Annotated in this window: 22 protein-coding genes; 1 reads left to right on the forward strand and 21 read right to left on the reverse strand. The window is 32.4% G+C overall.

Translation table 11 applies throughout. The features are described from left to right. Window positions 1–217: 217 nt before the first annotated feature. The 14 genes from DWW96_RS05105 to DWW96_RS05170 form a co-directional block, all read right to left on the reverse strand. Window positions 218–874, reverse strand: a complete 657-nt coding sequence (locus DWW96_RS05105) for a DUF4340 domain-containing protein (RefSeq protein WP_022089843.1) — start codon at window positions 872–874, stop codon at window positions 218–220. Then, entirely contained in the window at window positions 874–3,042 is a 2,169-nt protein-coding gene (locus DWW96_RS05110) for a Gldg family protein (protein WP_022089842.1), read from the reverse strand. The genes DWW96_RS05105 and DWW96_RS05110 overlap by 1 nt, the downstream gene beginning before the upstream one ends. Then, the gene (locus DWW96_RS05115; protein ID WP_022089841.1) at window positions 3,042–4,094 is read right to left on the reverse strand and encodes an ABC transporter ATP-binding protein; all 1,053 of its coding nucleotides are present in this window, start codon (window positions 4,092–4,094) and stop codon (window positions 3,042–3,044) included. Before DWW96_RS05115 ends, DWW96_RS05110 begins: the two co-directional genes overlap by 1 nt. Window positions 4,095–4,260: 166 nt before the next feature. Then, entirely contained in the window at window positions 4,261–4,617 is a 357-nt protein-coding gene (gene rplT, locus DWW96_RS05120) for a 50S ribosomal protein L20 (protein ID WP_022089840.1), read from the reverse strand. 22 nt (window positions 4,618–4,639) lie between these two features. Then, window positions 4,640–4,837, reverse strand: coding sequence for a 50S ribosomal protein L35 (rpmI, locus tag DWW96_RS05125; protein ID WP_022089839.1), 198 nt, complete (start codon window positions 4,835–4,837; stop codon window positions 4,640–4,642). Window positions 4,838–4,867: 30 nt separating this feature from the next. Continuing rightward, complete coding sequence (infC, locus tag DWW96_RS05130; RefSeq protein ID WP_022089838.1) at window positions 4,868–5,362, reverse strand: translation initiation factor IF-3; 495 nt, start codon at window positions 5,360–5,362, stop codon at window positions 4,868–4,870. Window positions 5,363–5,664: 302 nt separating this feature from the next. Further along, window positions 5,665–5,988 carry a DUF1540 domain-containing protein gene (locus tag DWW96_RS05135; RefSeq protein WP_117909529.1) on the reverse strand — a complete coding sequence of 108 codons (324 nt, stop codon included), beginning with the start codon at window positions 5,986–5,988 and terminating at the stop codon, window positions 5,665–5,667. A gap of 108 nt (window positions 5,989–6,096) precedes the next feature. Next, entirely contained in the window at window positions 6,097–8,061 is a 1,965-nt protein-coding gene (gene thrS, locus DWW96_RS05140) for a threonine--tRNA ligase (protein ID WP_022089836.1), read from the reverse strand. A 391-nt stretch (window positions 8,062–8,452) separates the two neighbouring features. Next, window positions 8,453–8,635 carry a CAP domain-containing protein gene (locus DWW96_RS05145; RefSeq protein WP_117909531.1) on the reverse strand — a complete coding sequence of 61 codons (183 nt, stop codon included), beginning with the start codon at window positions 8,633–8,635 and terminating at the stop codon, window positions 8,453–8,455. 266 nt (window positions 8,636–8,901) lie between these two features. Then, on the reverse strand, window positions 8,902–9,981 hold the full coding sequence (locus DWW96_RS05150; RefSeq protein WP_117909533.1) for an FKBP-type peptidyl-prolyl cis-trans isomerase: 1,080 nt from the start codon (window positions 9,979–9,981) through the stop codon (window positions 8,902–8,904). 264 nt (window positions 9,982–10,245) lie between these two features. After that, a complete protein-coding gene (guaB, locus tag DWW96_RS05155) occupies window positions 10,246–11,700 on the reverse strand; it encodes an IMP dehydrogenase (protein WP_117909534.1) in 1,455 nt (484 codons plus the stop codon). Between the two features lie 117 nt (window positions 11,701–11,817). Beyond that, a complete protein-coding gene (locus tag DWW96_RS05160; RefSeq protein ID WP_022089832.1) occupies window positions 11,818–12,324 on the reverse strand; it encodes a DUF6106 family protein in 507 nt (168 codons plus the stop codon). Between the two features lie 16 nt (window positions 12,325–12,340). Then, the gene (locus DWW96_RS05165) at window positions 12,341–14,002 is read right to left on the reverse strand and encodes a DAK2 domain-containing protein (protein ID WP_336306544.1); all 1,662 of its coding nucleotides are present in this window, start codon (window positions 14,000–14,002) and stop codon (window positions 12,341–12,343) included. A gap of 22 nt (window positions 14,003–14,024) precedes the next feature. Continuing rightward, the gene (locus DWW96_RS05170) at window positions 14,025–14,384 is read right to left on the reverse strand and encodes an Asp23/Gls24 family envelope stress response protein (protein ID WP_022089830.1); all 360 of its coding nucleotides are present in this window, start codon (window positions 14,382–14,384) and stop codon (window positions 14,025–14,027) included. A 383-nt stretch (window positions 14,385–14,767) separates the two neighbouring features. On the opposite strand from DWW96_RS05170, the gene rpmB reads away from it, so the two are divergent. Beyond that, a complete protein-coding gene (gene rpmB, locus DWW96_RS05175) occupies window positions 14,768–14,953 on the forward strand; it encodes a 50S ribosomal protein L28 (protein WP_022089829.1) in 186 nt (61 codons plus the stop codon). Between the two features lie 142 nt (window positions 14,954–15,095). On the opposite strand, the gene DWW96_RS05180 is transcribed toward rpmB, so the two are convergent. From DWW96_RS05180 to DWW96_RS05210, 7 genes are all read right to left on the reverse strand, one after another. After that, on the reverse strand, window positions 15,096–17,507 hold the full coding sequence (locus DWW96_RS05180; RefSeq protein WP_117909536.1) for a homocysteine S-methyltransferase family protein: 2,412 nt from the start codon (window positions 17,505–17,507) through the stop codon (window positions 15,096–15,098). After that, on the reverse strand, window positions 17,497–18,174 hold the full coding sequence (locus DWW96_RS05185) for a vitamin B12 dependent-methionine synthase activation domain-containing protein (RefSeq protein WP_117909538.1): 678 nt from the start codon (window positions 18,172–18,174) through the stop codon (window positions 17,497–17,499). The genes DWW96_RS05180 and DWW96_RS05185 overlap by 11 nt, the downstream gene beginning before the upstream one ends. Window positions 18,175–18,182: 8 nt before the next feature. Beyond that, window positions 18,183–19,058: a methylenetetrahydrofolate reductase [NAD(P)H] gene (gene metF / locus DWW96_RS05190; RefSeq protein WP_117909540.1), complete on the reverse strand. Its 876-nt coding sequence runs from the start codon at window positions 19,056–19,058 to the stop codon at window positions 18,183–18,185. 287 nt (window positions 19,059–19,345) lie between these two features. Beyond that, window positions 19,346–19,696, reverse strand: a complete 351-nt coding sequence (locus DWW96_RS05195) for a GerW family sporulation protein (RefSeq protein ID WP_022089825.1) — start codon at window positions 19,694–19,696, stop codon at window positions 19,346–19,348. Between the two features lie 14 nt (window positions 19,697–19,710). Next, window positions 19,711–20,706, reverse strand: coding sequence for a DUF2953 domain-containing protein (locus DWW96_RS05200; protein WP_117909542.1), 996 nt, complete (start codon window positions 20,704–20,706; stop codon window positions 19,711–19,713). Between the two features lie 19 nt (window positions 20,707–20,725). Next, window positions 20,726–21,049, reverse strand: coding sequence for a hypothetical protein (locus DWW96_RS05205; protein ID WP_117909544.1), 324 nt, complete (start codon window positions 21,047–21,049; stop codon window positions 20,726–20,728). A 13-nt stretch (window positions 21,050–21,062) separates the two neighbouring features. Further along, on the reverse strand, window positions 21,063–22,427 hold the full coding sequence (locus tag DWW96_RS05210) for a hypothetical protein (protein ID WP_117909546.1): 1,365 nt from the start codon (window positions 22,425–22,427) through the stop codon (window positions 21,063–21,065). Between the last annotated feature and the right edge of the window lie 5 nt (window positions 22,428–22,432).

A 22,432-nucleotide genomic window follows, 5' to 3' on the forward strand; every position in this document is an offset into this window, starting at 1 on the left:
GATTGAATTTACCTTTTCTATTCATCATTTTTTATTAATTAACATCAATTAAATTTAACTATCTTTATAATTTCACCCTTGCTTTATCATTATAATACCCAAAAGTTGATTTATATTTAATTATTATAAATCAACTTTTGGGATAATCATAAAACCATTTATTTGTTCTGTCTTCACAGTTCTATGTTTACATTTTTCAATATTTTACTATTTCTTACTAATTTGTTCTCGCTTCAGCCTCATCAGTTATTTCTTCTGTCTGTGCTTCTGTGCTCTCTTGTGTCGCAGCTTCTGTTGTTGTCTCAGTTATATCTGATACATTCTTCGAAAATGCCGTTTGAATATCTGAGTCAACCAAATAAATATTATCATCACCTTCAACCATCATATAATATTTACTTGTATCATAAGGATTTTCTTTTCCAATATACAATGTATACGTTGTGTTATCCTCGTCTGTAAGCGCTATTGTATTTGTCTCTGCAATTACATTTCCATTATCATCTATGGTAAATCCATATTGAGATATGTCGTCCTTTTTAGCAATTTTTTCATCTGCAGTTACTGACACAAGTTTTGCAAGCATATCCGTTTCAACTGAATCTTTGCTTATATTTACTGATGCATCGCTTGAATCATGCCATTTTCCATCGCTATCTTTTGTTAATGTAATCGATGTGCCATTTGCTATATAGTTAAAAGCTGTTATTTTTTCATAATCTTTTAACTCAAATGCCGTTATTGCAGTTGCCTCTTTATTTTCAGATTCTTTTTCTTCCTGATTTTTATAAAATTTACCAACGCCAAAATAACCAATGATACATACTGCCATCAAAATAACTACTACAACAAATTGTTTTTTCTGTTTATTCATTATCTCTTTCTCCTTCTAGTCCAAATTACGATTCCCGCAACTAAAATAGCTATAGGAAGAACAACTGCAACAATTATTCCTACAAGTCTTGAAACTGATGCTGTAATTGTCAACTGAGAAGCCTGGAGGCTCTTTGAAGGAATTGACAAAGTCTCTACAGAATCATCTGTATTAATATACTCACTTAAAGCATTATTGAACATTTCAAGGTTTGCGTCTGCAACAAGTTCATTCATATTGTCATCTAACATATAAACTGAACTTAACGCCAAAATGTTGGTTTCTGTAGTTGTGCTTTCTCCATTTTCATTTTCGCTTGTTACACTCTTCTTTATTTGTGCTCCTAAATCAAATGTTCCTTCAACATCTCCATCTTCTTTAGTATATTTTTTTGCACTTTTCAAATGTGTTTTTGATACTGCTTTTGATGTTGTTGCTAAAGATGTATATGTTATTGAAGAGTCATCTTTATTTACCTGTTGTAATCCTTTTGCATATGGAGCAATTATATAGTTATCTATTCCTGACGCAAAACTTCCTGAGCCGTTTGCAAATGTAAAGAATGGTCCGTACTGATTTGAGTAGAAATCTGTATCATTTTCAGCTATAACACCTTCAACAACTTTCACTCCAAATGCTTCTAATATCGATTCAAAATTTGGTTTATCTGTCTGTGCGCTCTTGTAAGCCTCACATGCAATAATTGCTTTTCCTCCGGCATTTAAATAATCAATAACTTTCTGTGTCTCATCTTTAGAATAATCCTTTGTAGGTCCTAAAATCATTATCATTTCGCAATCATCAACTGATAAACTGTCCATACTTGCTAATTTTATTTCTTCAACATCACAATTCATTTTAGAAATTGCATCTGAAAACTTCGAGCCCATTCCAATTTCATCATGTCCTGTTATCTGATAAACAACCGGATTCTTATCTGATAACACATATGATATAGCACTGTCTAACTGACCTTCACAGTCATATCCTGTGTAAGATGTGGAGCCTGTAGTGTAATATGAACTTGTATCTGCTTCATAAATGTTATTGTAATCTACAACCTTTGACTTATTTGTCTTTTTATTTACAACAATTAAACTATTTGATGTAGGTGCTGAATCTGTATAATCTGCGTAAAAATAAGGATTTAATTTTGTATCTTTATATTCAACACTTATATGCTTTGAGCTATTTTCGTAATTTTTTAATGTTTTCTTTATTGTATCATCACTGCCATCTTTAGCTGCCATAACATAGATAACAACGTCATCATTTATTTTCTTCAACATTTTCTTTGTATCATCTGTTATTGAATACAACTTAGATGCTGTCATGTCTATGCTTGCCCATGAAGATTTATCTGTAACCTTACCTGCAACAAGATTTACAAATACTGCTACTACGATTGCTACAGCGATAAATCCCGTGCTAAATACACCTGTTGAAATAGTTGCCTTAGATACGTTCCATCTTCTTTTTTGTATTGATTGACAAGTGAGGAATAGGAACAAAACAATAATTGTCAGATAATAAACTACTCCAAAAAGAGAAATTACACCACTCATAAATTCATCTACAGGTGACAACAAATCAAATGCGCCAAGTATTTTTGTAAGTACATTTCCTGAAGATGAAATCATATTTTCTAAGGAGTTCATCATGTAACCCATAAATAAAATTACTATGCTTAAAATGGCCGATATAACCTGGCTTTCCGTTATGGATGAAATAAATACACCTATTGCAATAAATGCACAGCCATATAAAAATAATCCTAATATATTTGTGTATGCCAATCTAAATGACACTTCGCCAAATCTGGATAAAATAAGTGGATATACACACATTATTAAAACAGGTATCAAATATATTGTAACCAACGCCAAAAACTTACCTACAACTGTTTTTCCAACTGAAATAGGAGATGTCAAAATCAGCTGGTCCGTTTTAAGTCTTCGTTCATCTGCAACAATTTTCATTGTAAGAATTGGTATTGTAAATACTAAAATTAGTAATGCATTATATGCAGCATACATTTGTGTATAGCCATATGTAAGATTATAATAGATAAAGAATATACCTGCTATAAATGTTGTAACTGCTATAAACAGGCAGGCAATTACTGAAGTAAAATATGATTTAAGTTCCTTTTCATATATTGCTAGCATTATTTTTCTACCTCCTGCACTTCTTTTTCTTCATTTTTTAAATTATCTGCTAAGTTTTTATCATCCAATTTTTCTGAATTTTTCTTTTTAAACTTAAGACCTTTTTTCTTTGGCTGTGCCTTATATTCAGTCGTAAGTTCAATAAATAAATCTTCAAGAGATTTAGTCTTAAACTTAAGTTCTAATAACGGCATTTTCTTTTCTGCCAATGCGAAGAACAATCCTTCTCTTATATCAATATCACGTGATGTCACTATCTGTGCTTTACATTTTTCATCATCTAAAGTTTCAATTGAATGTTTGCATCCAAATTTATCAAGTATATTTTCTATTTCATTCGCATCACCTTTAATAATAGCCTCAATTCTGTTTTCTCCTGCAAGTTCTTCAATTAATTCTTCTTCCCTACCTGAAGCCACAAGTTTGCCCTGAGAAATAATAAATATATTCTCACATACTTCACTTATTTCAGTCAAAATATGCGAGCTCAAAATTACAGTATGCTCTTTTCCTAAATTTCTAATCAAATCTCTAATTTCTATTATCTGTTTTGGATCAAGACCTACTGTTGGCTCGTCTAAAATAATAAGGTCAGGCATTCCCATAATTGCCTGCGCAATTCCTACTCTTTGCTTATATCCTTTTGACAAATTCCTAATAAGTCGTTCTCTAACTTCTGTCGTTCTTGTCATTTCCAAAGACTGTTCTATGCAAGCCTTTCTTTCTTCCTTCTTTATTTTCTTTATCTTAGATACAAATTCCAAGTATTCATATACAGTCATATCCTGATAAAGGGGTGGAATCTCCGGCAAATAGCCAACATTCTTTTTTGCCTCCTCAGGCTCTTTAAAAATGTCATATCCATTAATTATAACAGTTCCTGATGTTGCACCTATATACCCTGTTAATACGTTCATTGTCGTAGATTTTCCTGCACCATTTGGTCCTAAAAATCCATAGACACCTTTTGAATCAATATTAAGACTCAAATCATTAACTGCAACGTTATCTCCATATTTTTTAACAAGATTGTTTATCTCTACAATACTCATGTCTTTCCTCCTACTATTTTATTGCATTGTATCGTTACAATAACTTTCTTGTATATTCTATGTTTCAATTGTGACGTTATTTCGTTCAAATTGTGATTCTTTTGTGAAAATAAAAAAGCAGTGAGAATAACTCACTGCTTTTTTATAAGTATTAAATATATTAAAATTATGCTAATTTTGCTTTAGCAACTTCTACTAATTTAGTAAATCCTTCAGCATCGTTAACTGCCATTTCAGCTAACATCTTTCTGTTCATTTCAACACCTGCTAATTTAAGACCATACATAAATTTGCTGTATGAAAGACCATTCATTCTAGCTGCAGCGTTAATTCTTGCAATCCATAACTGTCTGAACTGTCTCTTTTTCTGCTTTCTACCAGCATAAGCTGAAGTCAAAGCTCTCATTACTGACTGCTTTGCTACTCTATACTGTTTTGATCTTGCTCCTCTGTAACCCTTAGCGAGCTTTAATACTCTATTATGTTTTTTTCTAGCGTTCATTCCGCCTTTAATTCTTGCCATGATAATTTCCTCCTACTCAGAATTATAAATAAGGTAAAATCTTCTTCATATTTTTTACGTTTGTAGCATCAGTAACTGTTGCTTTTCTAAGATTTCTCTTTCTCTTAGTTGATTTCTTTGTTAAAATATGTGACTTATAAGCTTTGTTTCTTTTAAGTTTACCTGTTCCTGTAACTTTAAAACGTTTTGCAGCTGCTCTGCTTGTCTTGATTTTTGGCATTTTATATTCCTCCTTAATTTAAACTCTAGCCTATCGCTTTTGTTCGAGAAACATTGTCATGTTTCTACCTTCAAGTTTAGCTTTTTTGCTTATTACTGATATATCTTCTAATAACTTAGCAAAGTCATCTAAAACATGCGCACTACTACTAATATGAGCCATCTCACGTCCTCTGAATCTAAGAGTTACTTTAACTTTGTCACCCTTTTCTAAGAACTTTCTTGCATTATTAGCCTTTGTCTTCAAATCATTAATCTCAACGTTAGGAGATAATCTGATTTCCTTAATTTCTACTGACTTTTGTTTTTTCTTGGCTTCCTTTTCCTTCTTCTGCAATTCATATCTATACTTTCCGTAATCCATAATCTTGCAAACAGGTGGCTGAGCCTTTGGGGCAATCTTAATTAAATCTAATTCAGCTTCTTCAGCCTTCTTCAATGCTTCTCTTGAAGACATAATTCCAAGCTGTTCTCCATCTGAACCAATGAGCCTTATTTCTTTGTCCCTAATCTGTTCATTAATCATTAACTCGCTAATGGTATTGCACCTCCATAAAAAAAGTGGATAGTCAGACTATCCACTAAAAACTCAAATCAAATGAATTAAATGTTAACCTCGAATCACCTCTATGTGTCTGGGTGAGAGTGGATACTCTGCTTTGTTTTATACATCGACATATATATTACCATCTTGCAATACATATGTCAACACATTTTTTTGATTTATGTTTTTTTGTTTTCTTCAAGCTTTAATCAGGCAGATAAATTCACTTATCCGTCCTTAAATCACTATTTTGAAATACCTTTTTTAATTTATCATTTTACATTTTATTCAGGCTTAAATGTTCCACAGGCTGTTTCAGTATAATGCTTTGCACCATTACCTTCAATTCCTATACGATCTGCGCAACATTTTTTATCACCATTAAATGTACATTTAACTGCTTCGCACTGCACCTGTAATTTTGTTTCCGGTGACATTCCACAATGACAATCACTTGTATAGCTTCCTTCACCCTGTTCCTTAAAACTTCCACAGGCTGTTGAGTTAACAGTATCTGCTGTGCTTCCTTCCACTCTTATTCCATCAAGACAGCACTTCTTTTCTTTGTTATAATAGCAATTTTGAACTGAACAATTTAAAATAGGCATATCTTCGTCCTCCAATTATATATTTCGGAAATTTTCCGATATGCTTATTTTCTTCAATTGTTCTTTTTTTATGCATTTTATTTAATAAACAAAATTTTTAAATCAGTATTATTTTCTCTCTTCTAATGGAATTTCTTTTCTGATTTCTTTTGTTCTGATTTCTTTGCAAATTGCATCAATAAATTCATCTAATTTCTTAATTCCTTCATCACCTGCAAATCTGCTTCTTACAGATACTGTTCCATCAGCCTCTTCCTGTTGTCCTACAACAAGCATATAAGGAAGTTTGTCTAAACGTGCTTCTCTAATCTTATATCCAATCTTTTCTGATCTTCCATCAACAGTAACATCAATTCCGTTTTTCTTGAGTTCTGCAGCTACTTTTTCTGCATAGTCAACATATTTATCTGAAATTGGTAAAACTCTTACCTGTTCAGGACATAACCATGTTGGAAACTTGCCTGCATATTTTTCAATTAACCATGCAAGTGTTCTTTCATAGCATCCGATAGATGTTCTATGGATGATATATGGTCTTACCTTATCTCCATTTTCATCAATGTAATACATATCAAACTGTTCAGCTAATAAAGCATCCCACTGAATTGTAATCATTGTATCTTCTTTTCCATATACATTCTTTGCATTGATATCTACCTTTGGTCCGTAAAACGCTGCTTCACCAACATCTTCTACAAATGGGATATTTAATTCATTTAAAACATTTCTAATATCCTGTTCTGTTTCATTCCATACTTCAGGTTCTCCGATATATTTTTCTTTATTTTCAGGATCCCATTTTGAAAGATGATATGTTACATCTTCTTCTAATCCTAAAGTCTGTAAACAGTACTGAGCTAATGCTATACAATCCTTAAATTCTTTAACCATCTGGTCAGGTCTTACAATAAGATGACCTTCTGAAATTGTAAACTGACGAACTCTTGTAAGTCCATGCATTTCACCTGAATCTTCATTTCTAAAAAGTGTAGATGTTTCACCATATCTGCATGGCAAATCTCTATAACTCTTCTGGCTTGCTTTGTATACATAGTATTGGAATGGACATGTCATTGGGCGAAGTGCAAATACTTCTTTATCTTTTTCTTCATCGCCTAATACAAACATTCCTTCTTTGTAATGATCCCAGTGTCCTGAAATTTTATACAAATCACTCTTTGCCATTAATGGAGTCTTTGTACGTACATAACCCCATTCATTATCTTCAAGGTCCTCAATCCATCTTTGTAATTTCTGAACCATCTTCTGTCCCTTTGGCATAAGTAATGGAAGTCCCTGTCCGATTACATCTACAGTTGTAAAAAGTTCCATTTCCCTACCAAGTTTATTATGGTCTCTGTTCTTTGCTTCTTCAAGTTCATCTAAATAAGCTTTTAAATCATCTTTGCTGTCAAATGCTGTTCCGTAAATTCTCTGAAGTCTTGCTTTATTAGAATCACCTCTCCAGTATGCCATTGATGAAGATGTCAATTTAAATGCTTTAATTGACTTTGTTGACATCAAATGTGGTCCTGCACATAAATCAACAAATTCACCCTGACTATAGAAAGATATAATTGAATCTTCCGGCAAATCTTTAATAAGTTCTACCTTATATGGCTCATTTCTGTCTTCCATATACTTGATTGCATCTTCTCTTGGAAGTGTAAATCTTTCAAGTTTGGCACCTTTCTTAATGATTTTTTTCATCTCAGCTTCAATTTTATCTAAATCTTCCCTTGAAAATGGTTCGCTGTCAAAATCATAATAGAATCCATTATCAACAGAAGGTCCAATAGCCAATTTTACATCCGGATACAAATTCTTAATTGCTTCTGCAAGAACATGTGATGTAGTGTGTCTGTATGCAGCTTTTCCAGCTTCATCTTTAAATGTTAAAATATTTAAATTACAATCTTTGTCTACTGTTGTTCTTAAATCTACAACTTCGCCATCAATTTCTCCTGCACATGCTGCTCTTCCAAGCCCGCCTGAAATGTCAAATGCGATGTCGTTTACTGTCATTGGTTCTGAATACTCTCTTACTGAGCCATCTTTTAAAGTAATCTTCATTTTCACTTTCTCCTTTACACATCTGATAATTATTTCTTGTAAGCCAGACTCATTAATACAATAAAAAAGCCCTGCTTACAATTAGTAAGCAGGGACGAATATCTCGCGGTTCCACCCTGATTGTCTATTTTACATAGGCCTCTCATTGCGATTATAACGGAATCACCGGACCTGATTGGGGTCACTCAGAGGTAGTTTTCAATTAGCCATCCGCAAAGCACTTCCAGCCTTAGTGCTTCTCTCTGTAGCCCTCCTGCTAATCTACTCGTCTCGTCAACGTTTTCTTTATTCAAACACAATTATAGCATTTAAAGTTGCTTTGTCAACTTCAAATGCTATAATTTATTTTGTATTTATTTTTTATAAAACGCCGTATATTTTCTGTTCTTCATTATCTTGTTAAGAATTCCTGTGTCCAATATATATGTTCCCCAACTTTAACACATCCAATTCCTATATACTCAAATTCTCCATTCATAATATTTGCCTTATGCGTAGGAGATTTCATCCACGCATTCACTACTTCTGCAGGAGTATCATAATCCTCTGCCAAATTCTCTGCTCTTCTTGTCAATCATCAATTCCTGCCTGTTTAAACGCTGTAAAGTAGGATGTTCCATCAGGTCTTGTGTAACTGAATAATTCATCGCATTCAGTTGTTCTTACTCTAGACAAAAAATAGAACAAATAACACTTGCAAAATTACATCGTTCATATTATCTGTTCTATCTATCTTTATTGTCTTATTTATTTTTTCATTACTGACTTATAAATCAATTTTATTTAACAACTTTCCTGTATTTCAATAATAAAACTTGTAAACTTATTACAGTTTTATTTTTATTTTGGCAAGCTATAAGATTTTGTTATATTTGCATTATCGTACACAACATCCATAGCTTTATCAAGTAACACTGCTTCTTCAATTTCTTTATCAGTATAATCTTTCTTCATCTCTTCAACATTATCATATCCGCAATCAGCATATAATTCTTCGTATTTATCTTCGATTTCAGATGATGAAGCTGTCAAATTTTCTTTTTCAACAATTTTCCACATTACAAGATTAGATTTTACTTCATTTAAATATTCTTCCTGTAAGCTTTCTTCTGTATATCCTGAGAAATCATACAAATATTCATCAACTGTAATTCCATAAGAGTCTGCATAATATGCTGCATCCGAATCAAATTCTTCTTTTACACTATCATACATTTCCTGAGGATATCCATTCATTGTCGCATTATCAACTGCACTCTGCCATAAATCACTCTTTTTGTTTTCAAGAACATAATCCTCATTCCATTTATAGAATTCTTTTACTGTTGAGATTCCATAATCTTCATTATAATTATCCTTTACCCATTTATCTGTTACATCTTCTGTTTCTTCTTCGCTTACAGATACAAGTTTAAGCGTAAACTTAACGTTTTTGCCCGTGTAATCAGAATCTTTTTCCGCAACATAATTTATGTCATCTGTATCTTTTGCCTGATATTCTACTTTATCTCCTGCCTTATGTCCAACAACTGCATTTGTAAATTCTGCATAAAGGCTTTCTTCCTGTCCAACATATAATTCACAATTACTCTGGCTGATATTCTTGTCCTTTTCTCCGTCTACATAACCTGTATATGTAATTTCAACGCAATCGCCTTCTTTTGCTTCTCTGTCAACTTCTGTATATGTCTGTGTTTCTTCTTTTATTGATTCATCGATATCATCTTGTGTAACTTCACATGATAAACCTTTATATTCTCCTAATGTAATATAATCATCTAATTTACCGGATGTAATTCCTGCTTTTTTATCAATTTCCTTTTTAGGAACTACTGCCTTTTGATAATATACTGCCCCACCAAATGCAATTAATATAATCGCAATTAAGACCGGAACCCAAATCTTCTTTAATACTTTCATTACTTTCTCCTCATATAATTCAAATTTTATACACGTGTCAATTTTATAAGCAATCACTAAACCGCTTCATTTAGTAACCGTTATTTTTCAACTCATTTACACCTTTATCATTTTCTAAACAAAAATTAAGTATAATGACACCTCTGCATAATATAAAAGGACTTCTACATTCCGCAAAAGTCCTTTTAATTTTAACATATTATTATGATTTTACATAGTAAAATTTTATAATTCACAATTATTTCAAACTATATTAAGTAAATATTAAACTTCTGTACTATAGTTTGGAGCTTCTTTTGTGATATGGATGTCATGTGGATGACTTTCCTTTAATGAAGCTGCTGAAATTTTAACAAACTGTCCTGTTTCTTTTAATGTTTCAATGTCCTTAGCTCCACAATATCCCATACCTGATCTAAGACCACCCATTAACTGGAATATTGTATCTTCCAATGTTCCTCTGTAAGCAACACGTCCTTCAACACCTTCTGGAACAAGTTTCTTAGCATCTGTCTGGAAGTATCTGTCTTTACTACCATTTTCCATAGCAGCAATTGAACCCATACCTCTGTATACTTTGTATTTTCTTCCCTGGAATAATTCAAATGTACCAGGTGCTTCATCACAACCTGCAAACATTGAACCCATCATACAAACATTTCCACCTGCAGCGATTGCTTTTACAATGTCACCTGAAAACTTGATTCCACCATCTGCAATAATAGGTACTCCATATTCTTTAGCTACTTCGTAACAATCCATAATAGCTGTAATCTGTGGTACACCAATACCTGCAACAACTCTTGTTGTACAAATTGATCCAGGTCCAATACCGACCTTTACTGCATCTGCTCCTGCTTCGATTAAATCCTTTGTAGCAGCTCCTGTTGCAACATTACCTGCTATTACCTGTAAATCAGGATATTTATCTTTAATTAATTTTAAAGTATTAAAAATGTTCTGTGAATGACCATGAGCTGAATCAATTACAATAACGTCAACTTTAGCCTTTACTAAAGCATCTACTCTTTCAAGTACATTTGTTGTAATACCAACTGCAGCACCACAAAGAAGTCTTCCCTGTTCATCCTTTGCTGATAATGGGTATTTAATCTGTTTTTCAATATCCTTTATTGTAATTAATCCCTTTAAATTGAAATCGTCATCTACGATTGGAAGTTTTTCTTTTCTTGCCTTAGCTAAAATTGCTTTAGCTTCTTCAAGTGTAATTCCCTCTTTAGCTGTAATCAATCCTTCAGATGTCATTGAATCTTTAATCAACTTAGAACCATCTGTTTCAAATTTTAAATCACGGTTAGTAATAATACCAACTAATTTCTTTCCTACAACAATAGGAACACCTGAAATTCTGAATTTTGCCATTAAATCGTTAGCATCTTTTAATGTATGTTCTGGAGTCAAATAGAAAGGATCTGTAATAACACCGTTTTCAGAACGTTTTACTTTGTCTACTTCATCCGCCTGCTCCTGGATTGACATATTTTTGTGGATAATACCTATACCACCCTGTCTTGCCATGGCGATAGCCATTCTGTGTTCTGTTACTGTGTCCATTCCGGCACTCATCATTGGAATGTTTAACTTGATAGACTTTGTTAAGTGTGTTGTTAAGTCAACCATATTAGGTGTAACCTGTGAGTACTGTGGTACTAACAAAACGTCATCAAAAGTAATTCCTTCACCAATAATTTTTCCCATTGGAATATTCCTCTCTTTCTCTTTATCTTTTTTGTTTTTAGTTATTAGAACTAACACTAACAAAATTTCTTTTTATTGTCAATAAATTACTTTCCATAAAGGAATGTAAATATTTAACTATCTGTTTGCAATTCTAACTATGCTTGGTCTTATTTTGTGTAATGCTTCAACCATTTTTTCATTTGGTTCAAAAATCATTTCCGTAATCCCATTTGCTTCGTTGAAAATAACAGCATATTTTAATTTTCCGGCTTCTCTTGATGAATAATCAAGAACCTTCATTTCATTATTAACACGGCGAAGAATTTCTTCACTGTCTGCATCTGCCATTATTTCTGCATTTTTCATATCAAATTCAGCAACTTTTTTTCTTTTTCTCTGTCCCATTATTTTATCAACAGAAATTTCACTGTTAAGTATTGAATATTCATATTCTACACTTGTCATCTGAAAAGCCATATATGTGAGATAAATGGCCAGTACACCTAATGTTACACCTAAAATTCCAAGAACTGCTGTAAGTAAAAAGCAACATATAACAATAAATATGCATCCTATTCTAATTCCAATTGCTGAAAGTGATGTTTTTGTTTTAACAATATATTCTACAAATGTTTCTTCCATACGTATTCCTCCAAGCCTATTCCACTGATGCTATATAATAGTAAATTGGCTGTCCACCCGGATAAACTTCTACTTCTACGTCCGGAAGTGCTTTTTCAACTTTTTTTGCTAATTCATTTGCATCGTCTTCTGTCACATCGCTACCATAGTAAAGGCTGACAATTTCTGATTCTTCATCAACCATTTCACGAATCATATCAACTGTTGTATCAGCAATATCTTCACCTACTGAAAGGATTCCGTCATCACCTATACCCATAATATTTCCTTCATGAATTTCCTTATCATCAATAACTGTGTCTCTTACTGCGTAAGTTGACTGTCCTGTCTTTATATATGACATGTTTTCAATCATTGATTCCTTGTTTTCTTCTACTGAAGATTCTTGTACAAATCCAATCATAGCTGCAATTCCCTGAGGAACTGTCTTTGATGGAATTACAACAAGCTTTTTATCTTCAACTAAACTTTCAGCCTGCTGTGCTGCAAGAATAATATTCTTGTTATTAGGAAGAACAAATATTGTATCGGCATTTATCTTATCAACTGCCTCTAAAATATCTTCTGTGCTTGGATTCATTGTCTGACCACCTGAAATAATATAGTCAACTCCTAATCCCTTAAATATTTCATCTAAGCCTTCACCTACAGAAATTGCTACAAATCCATAGTCTTTTCTAGGCTCATTCTTTTTTTCTTCTTCCTGTTGAGCTGCTACTTTCTCAGCATCTTTAATTAATCTTTCCTGATGCTCTTCTCTCATATTATCAATCTTCATCTTTGAAAGAGATCCAAATGTAAGAGCTTTCTGAATAGCAAGTCCCGGATCATTAGTATGAACATGAACCTTTACTACTTCATCATCAGCAACAACTACAATAGAATCACCTATAGATTCAAGATATGCTTTAAATTCTTTTTCTGTTTCAATAGGCATTTCTTTATCTAAATTAATAATAAATTCAGTGCAGTATCCATATTTAATATCAAAATTATCTGTAACTTCTAATTTAGACTTGTCAACCGGTTTAGCTGCATCTTCTATTGTAAGGTCTATTTCTTTTCCAAGGAATGCATCGTAAGCACCCTTTACAACCTGCATTAATCCCTGTCCACCTGAATCAACAACTCCGGCCTGTTTTAAAACAGGAAGCATTTCAGGTGTCTGATTAAGTACATCATCACCATGTTTAATGATTTCATCAATCATTACTGTTAAATCTTCTTCTGTTTCAGCTACTTGTGCTGCTTTATCTGCCATTCCTTTTGCAACTGTAAGGATTGTACCTTCTTTAGGTTTCATAACTGCTTTGTATGCTGTTTCAACCGCTCTATTGCAGGCTTTTGCTAAAACCATTGCATCAATTTCTTCACATGTCTTAATTTCCTTTGTGAATCCTCTGAATAACTGGGAAAGGATAACACCTGAATTACCTCTGGCTCCTCTTAAGGAACCTGATGATATTGCTTTAGCAATTACTTTCATATCAGGATTTTCAATTCCGCCTACTTCTTTAGCTGCTGACATAATTGTTAATGTCATATTTGTACCTGTATCTCCATCCGGTACAGGGAATACATTTAATTCATTAATCCATTCTTTCTTTGCTTCAAGATTTTTTGCTCCTGCTAAGAACATTTTTTGAAACATACTAGCATCAATCTTATTAACCAAAATAATTTCCTCCTTGAGTAATTAGTTAGTCTATTACTCTAACTCCTTCAACATATATATTAATTTTCTTAACTGTCATTCCTGTATAAGCTTCTACTTTATACTTAACACTAGAAATAATATTCTCAGCTATTGTAGAAATATTAACACCATAAGCGATAATAACATGGAATTCTATTGAAATCTCATTATTTTCATCAATTGTAACATTTATTCCTTTTGATAAGCTGTCTCTCTTTAATAATTTAACAAGACCGTCTTTTACACTTACCATTGCCATACCAACAATACCAAAACATTCACATGCTGTTGTTCCGGCATATTTAGCGATTACTTCAGGGCTAATTAAAACCTGACCTAAATCAGTATTCATCTTTCCTTTCATATATATACCTCCTGTATATCTCAAAATCATTTTTATACATAGCTTACTATATTATACATTCTTTTCTAAAAAAATAAAAGCAGATTTTATCAACAGTTCAGCCAAGCGCCACTATACCATTAGGTTCAAAGACTGCTCGCAGGCTATTGGGCCTAATGGTATGGTGGCATTTGGTGAGCCAAATAAGCGAGAAGTAGCAGATTTATCTGCGGATTCGAGCTTTTGGCTGAACTGTTTCTTATTTAAATAGGTAATTTGTTGAATTTATTTTTATATTTATACAAAAAACTGTTGCAAATTGCAATATTTTCTGTTAGAATGCTCTTTGTGTCAGGTCAATTACGTTAATTTGACCTAATTGTTTTGTGTAAGGAGGTGCTATTATGGCTAAATGTGAAATTTGCGATAAGGGTGCTCATTTTGGTAACGCTGTGAGCCATTCTCATAGACGTTCAAATAAAATGTGGAAATCAAATATCAAATCTGTTAAAGTTAAAGTTAACGGAGGCGCAAAGAAAATGTACGTTTGTACTTCTTGCTTAAGATCAGGTAAGGTTGAACGTGCTTAATAAAAAAGAACCAACACTGTTGGTTCTTTTTTATTTTTATATTTAAAATATCCAAACTTAACTCTATGTCAAGAATTGGAGTAGCACAATAATAAAACGGTGGTCAGATTTCCATCTATTACCACCGCTATTTTTATATTCTCTAACCTAAAACTTCTTTAGCAATATCTGCACTTCGTTTTGCATCCTTTGCATAATAATCGGCACCGATTTTCATTGCGTAATCTTCAGTAAGCACTGCACCGCCTACCATTATTTTACAGTCAAGATTATTTTCCTTCAAAAGATTAATAGTATCTTCCATTGAACCTAATGTCGTAGTCATAAGTGCTGATAAACCTACGAGTTTTACATCATTTTCCTTTACAGCTTCTACTACCTTCATAGGGTCCACGTCTCTTCCAAGGTCAATTACATTATAACCATAGTTTTCAAGAATTACTTTCACAATATTTTTTCCGATATCATGAATATCACCTTTTACCGTAGCAATAACAATCTTGCCTTTTTGTTCAGACTGACCACCTTTTGCTGACATGTAGTTCTTAACTTCATCAAAGCATACCTTAGCAACATCAGCCGCCATAATTAGCTGTGGAAGGAATATTTTTCCCTTTTCAAATTTATCACCAACAACATCTAATGCCGGAATAAGCATATCATTAATTATTTCCATAGCATCTTTATTTTCAAGATAAGCTCTTGTCAGTTCTGCGCCTTCACTTTTAAGTCCCTGTTCCATGGCTTTTAACAATTTACTATTCTTTCCATCATTTGCATCAGCACCTTCTGCCGTCACAGCTTTACCCTGTGCCTTGCTGTTTCCTACCACTTCTGTATATTCATCCGCATGGGAAATAAATTCCATTGAATTTTTATCTATATCTGCAAGCACCTTATAAGTTCTTACAGCCCATACCATTGACGGAACATTCGGATTCATAATAGGCAAATCAAGTCCATTTGTAAGTGCCATTGTCAAAAATGTCTTATTTACTAATTCTCTGTTTGGTAAACCAAATGAAATGTTCGATACACCCAAAACAGTTCTTAATCCTAATTCATTTTTAACAATATTTAATGCCTTTAAAGTTTCTCCTGCAGCTTTCTGTTCTGCTGAAACAGTTAAAACCAAACAGTCTATAATAATGTCTTCTTTTGGTATTCCATAGCTTAACGCTTTATTTAAAATTTTCTTTGCTATCTCTACTCGTCCTTTATAATCAGCAGGAATACCATTTTCATCCAATGCAAGTCCGATAACTGCAGCACCGTACTTCTTAACTATAGGTAGAATCGTGTCTAACACCTTATCTTCGCCATTTACCGAGTTTACAATTGCCTTACCATTATAAACTCGCAAAGCCGCCTCAATAACTTCCGGTTTTGTTGAATCGATCTGAAGTGGAACTGAAACAATGCTTTGAAGTTCTTTTACAGTCTTAATCATCATTTCTTTTTCATCGATTTCAGGATGACCAACATTTACATCTAATATTTCAGCTCCGGCTTCTATCTGTTCAGTTGCCTGTCCTAAAATATAGTCCATATCTTTTTCAACTAACGCTTGTTTAAAACGCTTTTTACCTGTAGGATTGATTCTTTCACCGATAATTCTTGGCTGATTAACTACTACAGTATTAATTGGAGAACATATTGCAAGTTGTCTTTCCTGTCTGTTTGATTCAAATTCATTATTCTTCTGTGCTTCTACAAGCATTGCTTTAACGGCACGAATATACTCAGGATTTGTACCACAACATCCGCCAAATATTCTAGCACCAAATTTTAGCATCTGTTTATAATCTTCAACAAACTGCTCAGGTGTTACATCATATTCATTTGTAACAGGGTCAGGCAAACCTGCATTAGCCTTTACAATTACCGGAATATCTGACCATTTTCCTATTTCTTCTACTATTGGTGCTAACTGGTCAGGCCCAAGAGAACAGTTTACACCAATTGCATCAACCCCAAGTCCCACAATTGTAAGTACCATTGCTGAGACTGAACATCCTGTGAAAGTTCTTTTATTTTCTTCAAATGTCATTGTAACAAACACCGGTAAGTTTGAATTTTCTTTAGCTGCCAAGACTGCTGCTTTTGTTTCTAACAAATCAGTCATTGTTTCAATTACAATTACATCTGCATCTTTTCCGGCAAGAATTTCTTCTTTAAAAATATCATATGCTTCTTCAAAGCTTAAACTTCCTGTTGGTTCAAGAAGTTGTCCTATAGGTCCTATATCAAGTGCAACGAAGCTTTCGCTTCCTTCACATGCTTTTCTACCGTTTTCAATTGCCTTTTTTATTATTTCTTCTGTTGAATATCCTGTACCCTTTAACTTATATCTGTTTGCGCCAAATGTATTTGCATAAACAATATCCGAACCGGCTTCAATATATTGTTTATGAATATCAATAATCCATTCCGGCTTTGTAATTCCCAAAGTTTCAGGAACCACTCCCATCTTCATTCCTTTTTTCTGAAGCATTGTTCCCATAGCTCCGTCTAAAACAATATATCCTTTTTTCAATAATTCTTTAACGTCCACAGTTCTTTCCCGCCTTCCTATATTGGCATTTTTCTTTGAAGCTGCAGTTTTCACAGCTTTTTTTGTTTGATGTATTAAGATTATGTCCCATACCAATTATACATGTAACCGATTTTGTAGGTGTTAGCATAAAACTATCATTAACACATACGCCTATCTGTTTTGATGCATTTACAACATTTAAAAACTGTTGTTGCAATTCTAACGGAAAATCATCATATCCAACACCAAATCTCCATGTATATTCATAATGAGGAAATTCATTTTTTATAATTTCTTCAACCTTGTCACATACCTGTTCCACTGCAGCTGAAGCCATGCTATCTATTATAGCCGCCTGTGCCATATCTCCTATCTGCTTTCTTCTAATCAAAGAGTCTACTCCTGAAGATAAAGTAACACACATCATGGCAATTTTTTCACATCCTTTAAGATGATTTTTTATTGCCTCTCCTTTTAATTCAAAATCCACACCATCTATAGAATAATCTTCATTTAAATCAAATACTCTATAAACATATTTAGGCTGTATAACCTTTAGCAATTCTTCACTACATATATCCAATATTTTTTTTGTATTATTGTCAGGTTTATTATCCCCATATCCTAAATATCTTAAAGCTTCATTTACATTTACATAGTCAAGTATTATGTCTTTATCTCTCATTTTATTCCTTATCTGTTGTGCTTAACCACACTTTCAACTCCTTCTGTAATTTTTCTTGCTACATAAGGATTGTTCATTGTATAAATATGTACACCATCAACTCCATTAGCTGCCAAATCAATAATCTGATTAATCGCATATGCAATTCCTGCATCTCTTAAAGCTTCCGGATTTGATTCATATCTCTGCATTATTCTTGATAATGATGCAGGAATACTTGCTCCACACATTGTAACCATTCTTTCAATCTGGCTCTTACTTGTTACAGGCATAATTCCGGCTTCAATCGGTACATTAATATCTGCAATTCTAGCTCTTTCCAGAAAATCGTAGAATACTCTATTATCAAAAAACAACTGAGAAATCAAATGGTCTGCTCCTGCATCCACTTTTTTCTTTAAGTTCTTTATATCATCAACTGCATCTTTTGCTTCCATATGTACTTCAGGATAACATGCTCCTGAAACATGGAATCCACCCTTGTCCATAATATATTTTGTTAAATCTGATGCATATGTAAAATCTTTTTTAGGTTCTAAGCCTTCAACTCTGTCACCTCTTAAGGCTAAAATATTGTCTATTCCCTCTTTTTTTAATTCTTCAAGAATCTTATCTATTTCATCCTTTGTGTTATTAATACATGACAAATGAGCTATTGTTTCTAATTTATATTCATTCTTAATTTTTGAGCAAATATCCTTTGTTATAGGATTTGTCACTCCACTTCCACCTGCTCCATAAGTAACACTAATAAAATCAGGTTTCAAATCCGTAAGTTTTTCTATTGTGTCATATACCGTTTCTATTCCACTTTCTTTCTTTGGTGGAAATACCTCAAAAGAAAATATTGTTTTTCCTTCTTCAAATAAATCTGCTATGTTCATTGTTCATTTACCTTTCTGTATTTTATTTGCATGAGCAAAAAAGATTATACCCTAAAATCAGGCACATAATTATTAAGCAGACCACTAAAAAAGTGCTACTTATTATTAACGCTATAGTCATTCCAAGCGCGACCCAAAATAAAGCAAATCCACAAACTTTTCCCATTTTAATTCCTAGTGTTTTTATATAGATATTATATGAAAAAAATTAATAAAAATAACCTATAAACAAGCCATTTTTATTAATTTATTTCTAAAAATCAATTGTAATAATTCTTAATTTTCATTTACTCTTCATCAAATGTATCTGCATCATCATTTTTACTTGTAAATTTATTAACAATATCAGGAACCATATCAATGATTCTCGAGAACCCATCCTGGTCATTTATACTGATAAGTTTTGAAGAACCATCTTTTATAACCAATACGGCACTTGGTGTTATCTTTCCACCAACTCCTCCACCTGCACTTGTGTCTTTTGAAAAAGTACCAACACCCATTCCAAAAGAAACATCAGCCATAGGAAGAATAATTGTATCTCCAACAGTTATTGCTTCACCTACAACAGATTTTGTAGTAATAAATTTTTCCATTGCTCTTAGTAAATCATCTGTGGCTTTTCTATCTTCTGACATATAAATACCTCCTGTCAACTAAACTTATCAATAACGGCATGCACTTCATCTTTCATATAAATCTGTAAAATATAAACACCTACAACTCCTATAGAAAAATGTCCCCACGCTCTGATTATTCCGTTAAATTTCTTGTTTTCAAAATCAGGTTCTATTTGAAAATTATCCATATTAAGCTTTAACGCAGTACATACAACTGCAATAACTCCAAGCATCTTTCCCGTCTTGTCCGGGCTGTCAAATCCAAACTCAAGTTTTCCTCTTATTTTTTTAGGTTTAAGTAACTTTACAATCTGCTTTGTCTTACTTTTAATATAGTTATATGCAGTTTTTACTTCTTCACTCTTTAAATAATCTATTAAATATTTAAATTTTTTTTGATTATTTTTAAATTTGTGTTTTGTGCTTCGAACCTTATGTTTTATTTTACCAAATAGTTTTCTACATTTAAACCATATATTTTTAACAAAATCTATTAACTGCTTTACTTTATAGTCTAAATCACTATTTTCTTCATCGGTTGATGATTCTTCTTTGTTAATATAAGACTGACGTTCATCTACATTTTCTTTATCTAAATTTTTCTGACTGTTTGCCAAAGCTTTTCCCTCAATGTTATCACCCTTAAACTCTTGTCCGGCTTTTATGAAATCATCACTCTCCACAGAATTCATATTTTTATCATTATCTTCTGTTCTGCCACGTTTTTCATATTTTTCGTCATTTTCAAATGTTTCATAAGAATCATCTGCATTTTCATCATTATCATCACTATAAATTTTAAATCCCAAAATTCTCAATGAATACTTCAATTCTTCACTATATTCCATATTAAAATGGAGAAGATGAAAAAGCCATCCTCCATGAATTCTTAAATAACTTTGCTCTTTATTTTTTATTCCTTCAATCTTATATGATGCCGGTAAAATAAACAACAGCGCAACTAAAGCAAGACTCGCCAGCAGAATAATTCCTATTATTTTTAATAAAATTAATAAAATATGTAACATTTTGCTCCTTCTGCTGCAATCAAGTGAAACTATGATTATTTTTCATATATTCTTTCAGTTTAAATTGCCCTGTTGCGCGGAAACAATCCATAATAATCAACTGGGTCATATCATAAGCTTCTTCCTTGCCTTTAGCTATACCATAAATCATAAGTTCCGAATTAAGATATCTCTTTTGTAAGAGCACATATGACGGATAAATGTCAAGGACATCCGTATCATTGAAGGGTGCAGCCAATACATAAATATTAAACTGCATTTTTCCTTCTTTTATTTTAGAGACAATATTATCCTTATCGTCCATCGCTTCATGTCCTATATACAAATCATCGCACCATTTCATATGCACCTCCTATTTATACAATCATCGATGAAATGATTTCTAAGCATCCCTTTTTTTCTGCCATATCAGTACATCCATGTAAACAATTGTATACGAAATCCTGTAATTCACTTATATTGTTGAAAAATACAGGTAATTCACTCAATGTTGCAGACATTATTGACTTCTTTATCAGCCTCTGACTATTAGCGAATTTGTCGACAAATTCTTTGTACAGATTTTCCTTTACCTTTTCTAAATATTCTTCATTTACCTTATCCTTATCCTGTTTTTTGTCAAATTCCACAAATAAACTGTCTGAATTTAACAGAGGAAGTCTTGATACCTTTTCATATGTTTTTTCAAGATTATTTCTGATAATGTCATCTTTATTCTTATCTAATATCTGGTCAACAATATCGTAATTCATTATATTGTGATAAAGTTCTTCCTGTTTGCCTTCTAATTTAACAAACATCGCCTCTAATTCTTCATTTGTCTTATGAGCAAATTTTCCTGTAAACATCAAATTAGTTTCACTGACAACTTCGCTACATATTGCTGTAATGTCATCATTTTCCTGACTCTCTGATGTATATAGCACAAGCAAAACATCATTAATCAATTCCTGCATCATCATATTTGCAGACACATTATCATCAATATAAGCTGTTAACTCTGATAATTTTTCAGAAAATTCATTAACTTCATCTTCTGTTATATTCTTCAAATCATATTTATCTAATTCTTCAAATGTATCATGAATTTCCGGATATAAAAGTTTGTAATCTTCCTTTTCTTCTAAAATAGCACTTGTTCTTATTCTATAAACAAAATCATCTAAACTACTCTTTTCGCCCTGATTATATACATCTAATCCCGAATTTACATATTCAAAAAACTTTGATTTAGTCATTCTGATTGGAAGCTGACCTATAATTTCACATATTTTACTGTTAATTATTGTCGCGTCTTCATCATCGAATATATATTTCATTATTTTTCTTGTAAATTCTTCATCACTATAATTTGCCGGCATATCATAATCGTGATATTTATATTCAACTCTGTTGTACGCAAATTCGTATACATTATACTTATCTACATAATATGTTAAGGCCTGCATTTTTCTAATGATGTTATTACGCATATCCTCAACTACACTTATATCTTCTTCACTCATGTCTGCAATAACTTCATTCATCTTATTTAATTCTAAGACAATATCAGAACTTATTACATCATTTTCATCCTGCTGCATCTGCAAAAAAGTATAGTAGTTAAGCGCAAGTCTGATATATGCAAATTTATTATTTATTTCACTAAATCCATCTGCATATTTTTTTAGATTATCATCTATATTTTTACCCTTAGAAATCTCATTAATTATCTGTCTCATATTTT

Origin of the sequence: Eubacterium sp. AF17-7 (genome assembly GCF_003461285.1) — a bacterium.
GTDB classification, from domain to species: domain Bacteria; phylum Bacillota; class Clostridia; order Lachnospirales; family Lachnospiraceae; genus Eubacterium_U; species Eubacterium_U album.

Excerpts from the sequence above, each read along its gene's own strand:
- DWW96_RS05170 (WP_022089830.1), bottom strand. The coding sequence starts at position 14,384 with ATGAAAGGAAAGATGAATACTGATTTAGGTCAGGTTTTAATTAGCCCT.
- rpmB (WP_022089829.1), top strand. The coding sequence starts at position 14,768 with ATGGCTAAATGTGAAATTTGCGATAAGGGTGCTCATTTTGGTAACGCT.
- guaB (WP_117909534.1), bottom strand. The coding sequence starts at position 11,700 with ATGGGAAAAATTATTGGTGAAGGAATTACTTTTGATGACGTTTTGTTA.
- DWW96_RS05115 (WP_022089841.1), bottom strand. The coding sequence starts at position 4,094 with ATGAGTATTGTAGAGATAAACAATCTTGTTAAAAAATATGGAGATAAC.
- DWW96_RS05160 (WP_022089832.1), bottom strand. The coding sequence starts at position 12,324 with ATGGAAGAAACATTTGTAGAATATATTGTTAAAACAAAAACATCACTT.
- DWW96_RS05110 (WP_022089842.1), bottom strand. The coding sequence starts at position 3,042 with ATGCTAGCAATATATGAAAAGGAACTTAAATCATATTTTACTTCAGTA.
- DWW96_RS05205 (WP_117909544.1), bottom strand. The coding sequence starts at position 21,049 with ATGAAATGGTGCGATGATTTGTATATAGGACATGAAGCGATGGACGAT.
- DWW96_RS05210 (WP_117909546.1), bottom strand. The coding sequence starts at position 22,427 with ATGAGACAGATAATTAATGAGATTTCTAAGGGTAAAAATATAGATGAT.
- rplT (WP_022089840.1), bottom strand. The coding sequence starts at position 4,617 with ATGGCAAGAATTAAAGGCGGAATGAACGCTAGAAAAAAACATAATAGA.
- DWW96_RS05200 (WP_117909542.1), bottom strand. The coding sequence starts at position 20,706 with ATGTTACATATTTTATTAATTTTATTAAAAATAATAGGAATTATTCTG.
- thrS (WP_022089836.1), bottom strand. The coding sequence starts at position 8,061 with ATGAAGATTACTTTAAAAGATGGCTCAGTAAGAGAGTATTCAGAACCA.
- DWW96_RS05105 (WP_022089843.1), bottom strand. The coding sequence starts at position 874 with ATGAATAAACAGAAAAAACAATTTGTTGTAGTAGTTATTTTGATGGCA.
- DWW96_RS05185 (WP_117909538.1), bottom strand. The coding sequence starts at position 18,174 with ATGAGAGATAAAGACATAATACTTGACTATGTAAATGTAAATGAAGCT.
- DWW96_RS05150 (WP_117909533.1), bottom strand. The coding sequence starts at position 9,981 with ATGAAAGTATTAAAGAAGATTTGGGTTCCGGTCTTAATTGCGATTATA.
- infC (WP_022089838.1), bottom strand. The coding sequence starts at position 5,362 with ATGATTAATGAACAGATTAGGGACAAAGAAATAAGGCTCATTGGTTCA.
- metF (WP_117909540.1), bottom strand. The coding sequence starts at position 19,058 with ATGAACATAGCAGATTTATTTGAAGAAGGAAAAACAATATTTTCTTTT.
- DWW96_RS05135 (WP_117909529.1), bottom strand. The coding sequence starts at position 5,988 with ATGCCTATTTTAAATTGTTCAGTTCAAAATTGCTATTATAACAAAGAA.
- rpmI (WP_022089839.1), bottom strand. The coding sequence starts at position 4,837 with ATGCCAAAAATCAAGACAAGCAGAGCAGCTGCAAAACGTTTTAAAGTT.
- DWW96_RS05195 (WP_022089825.1), bottom strand. The coding sequence starts at position 19,696 with ATGTCAGAAGATAGAAAAGCCACAGATGATTTACTAAGAGCAATGGAA.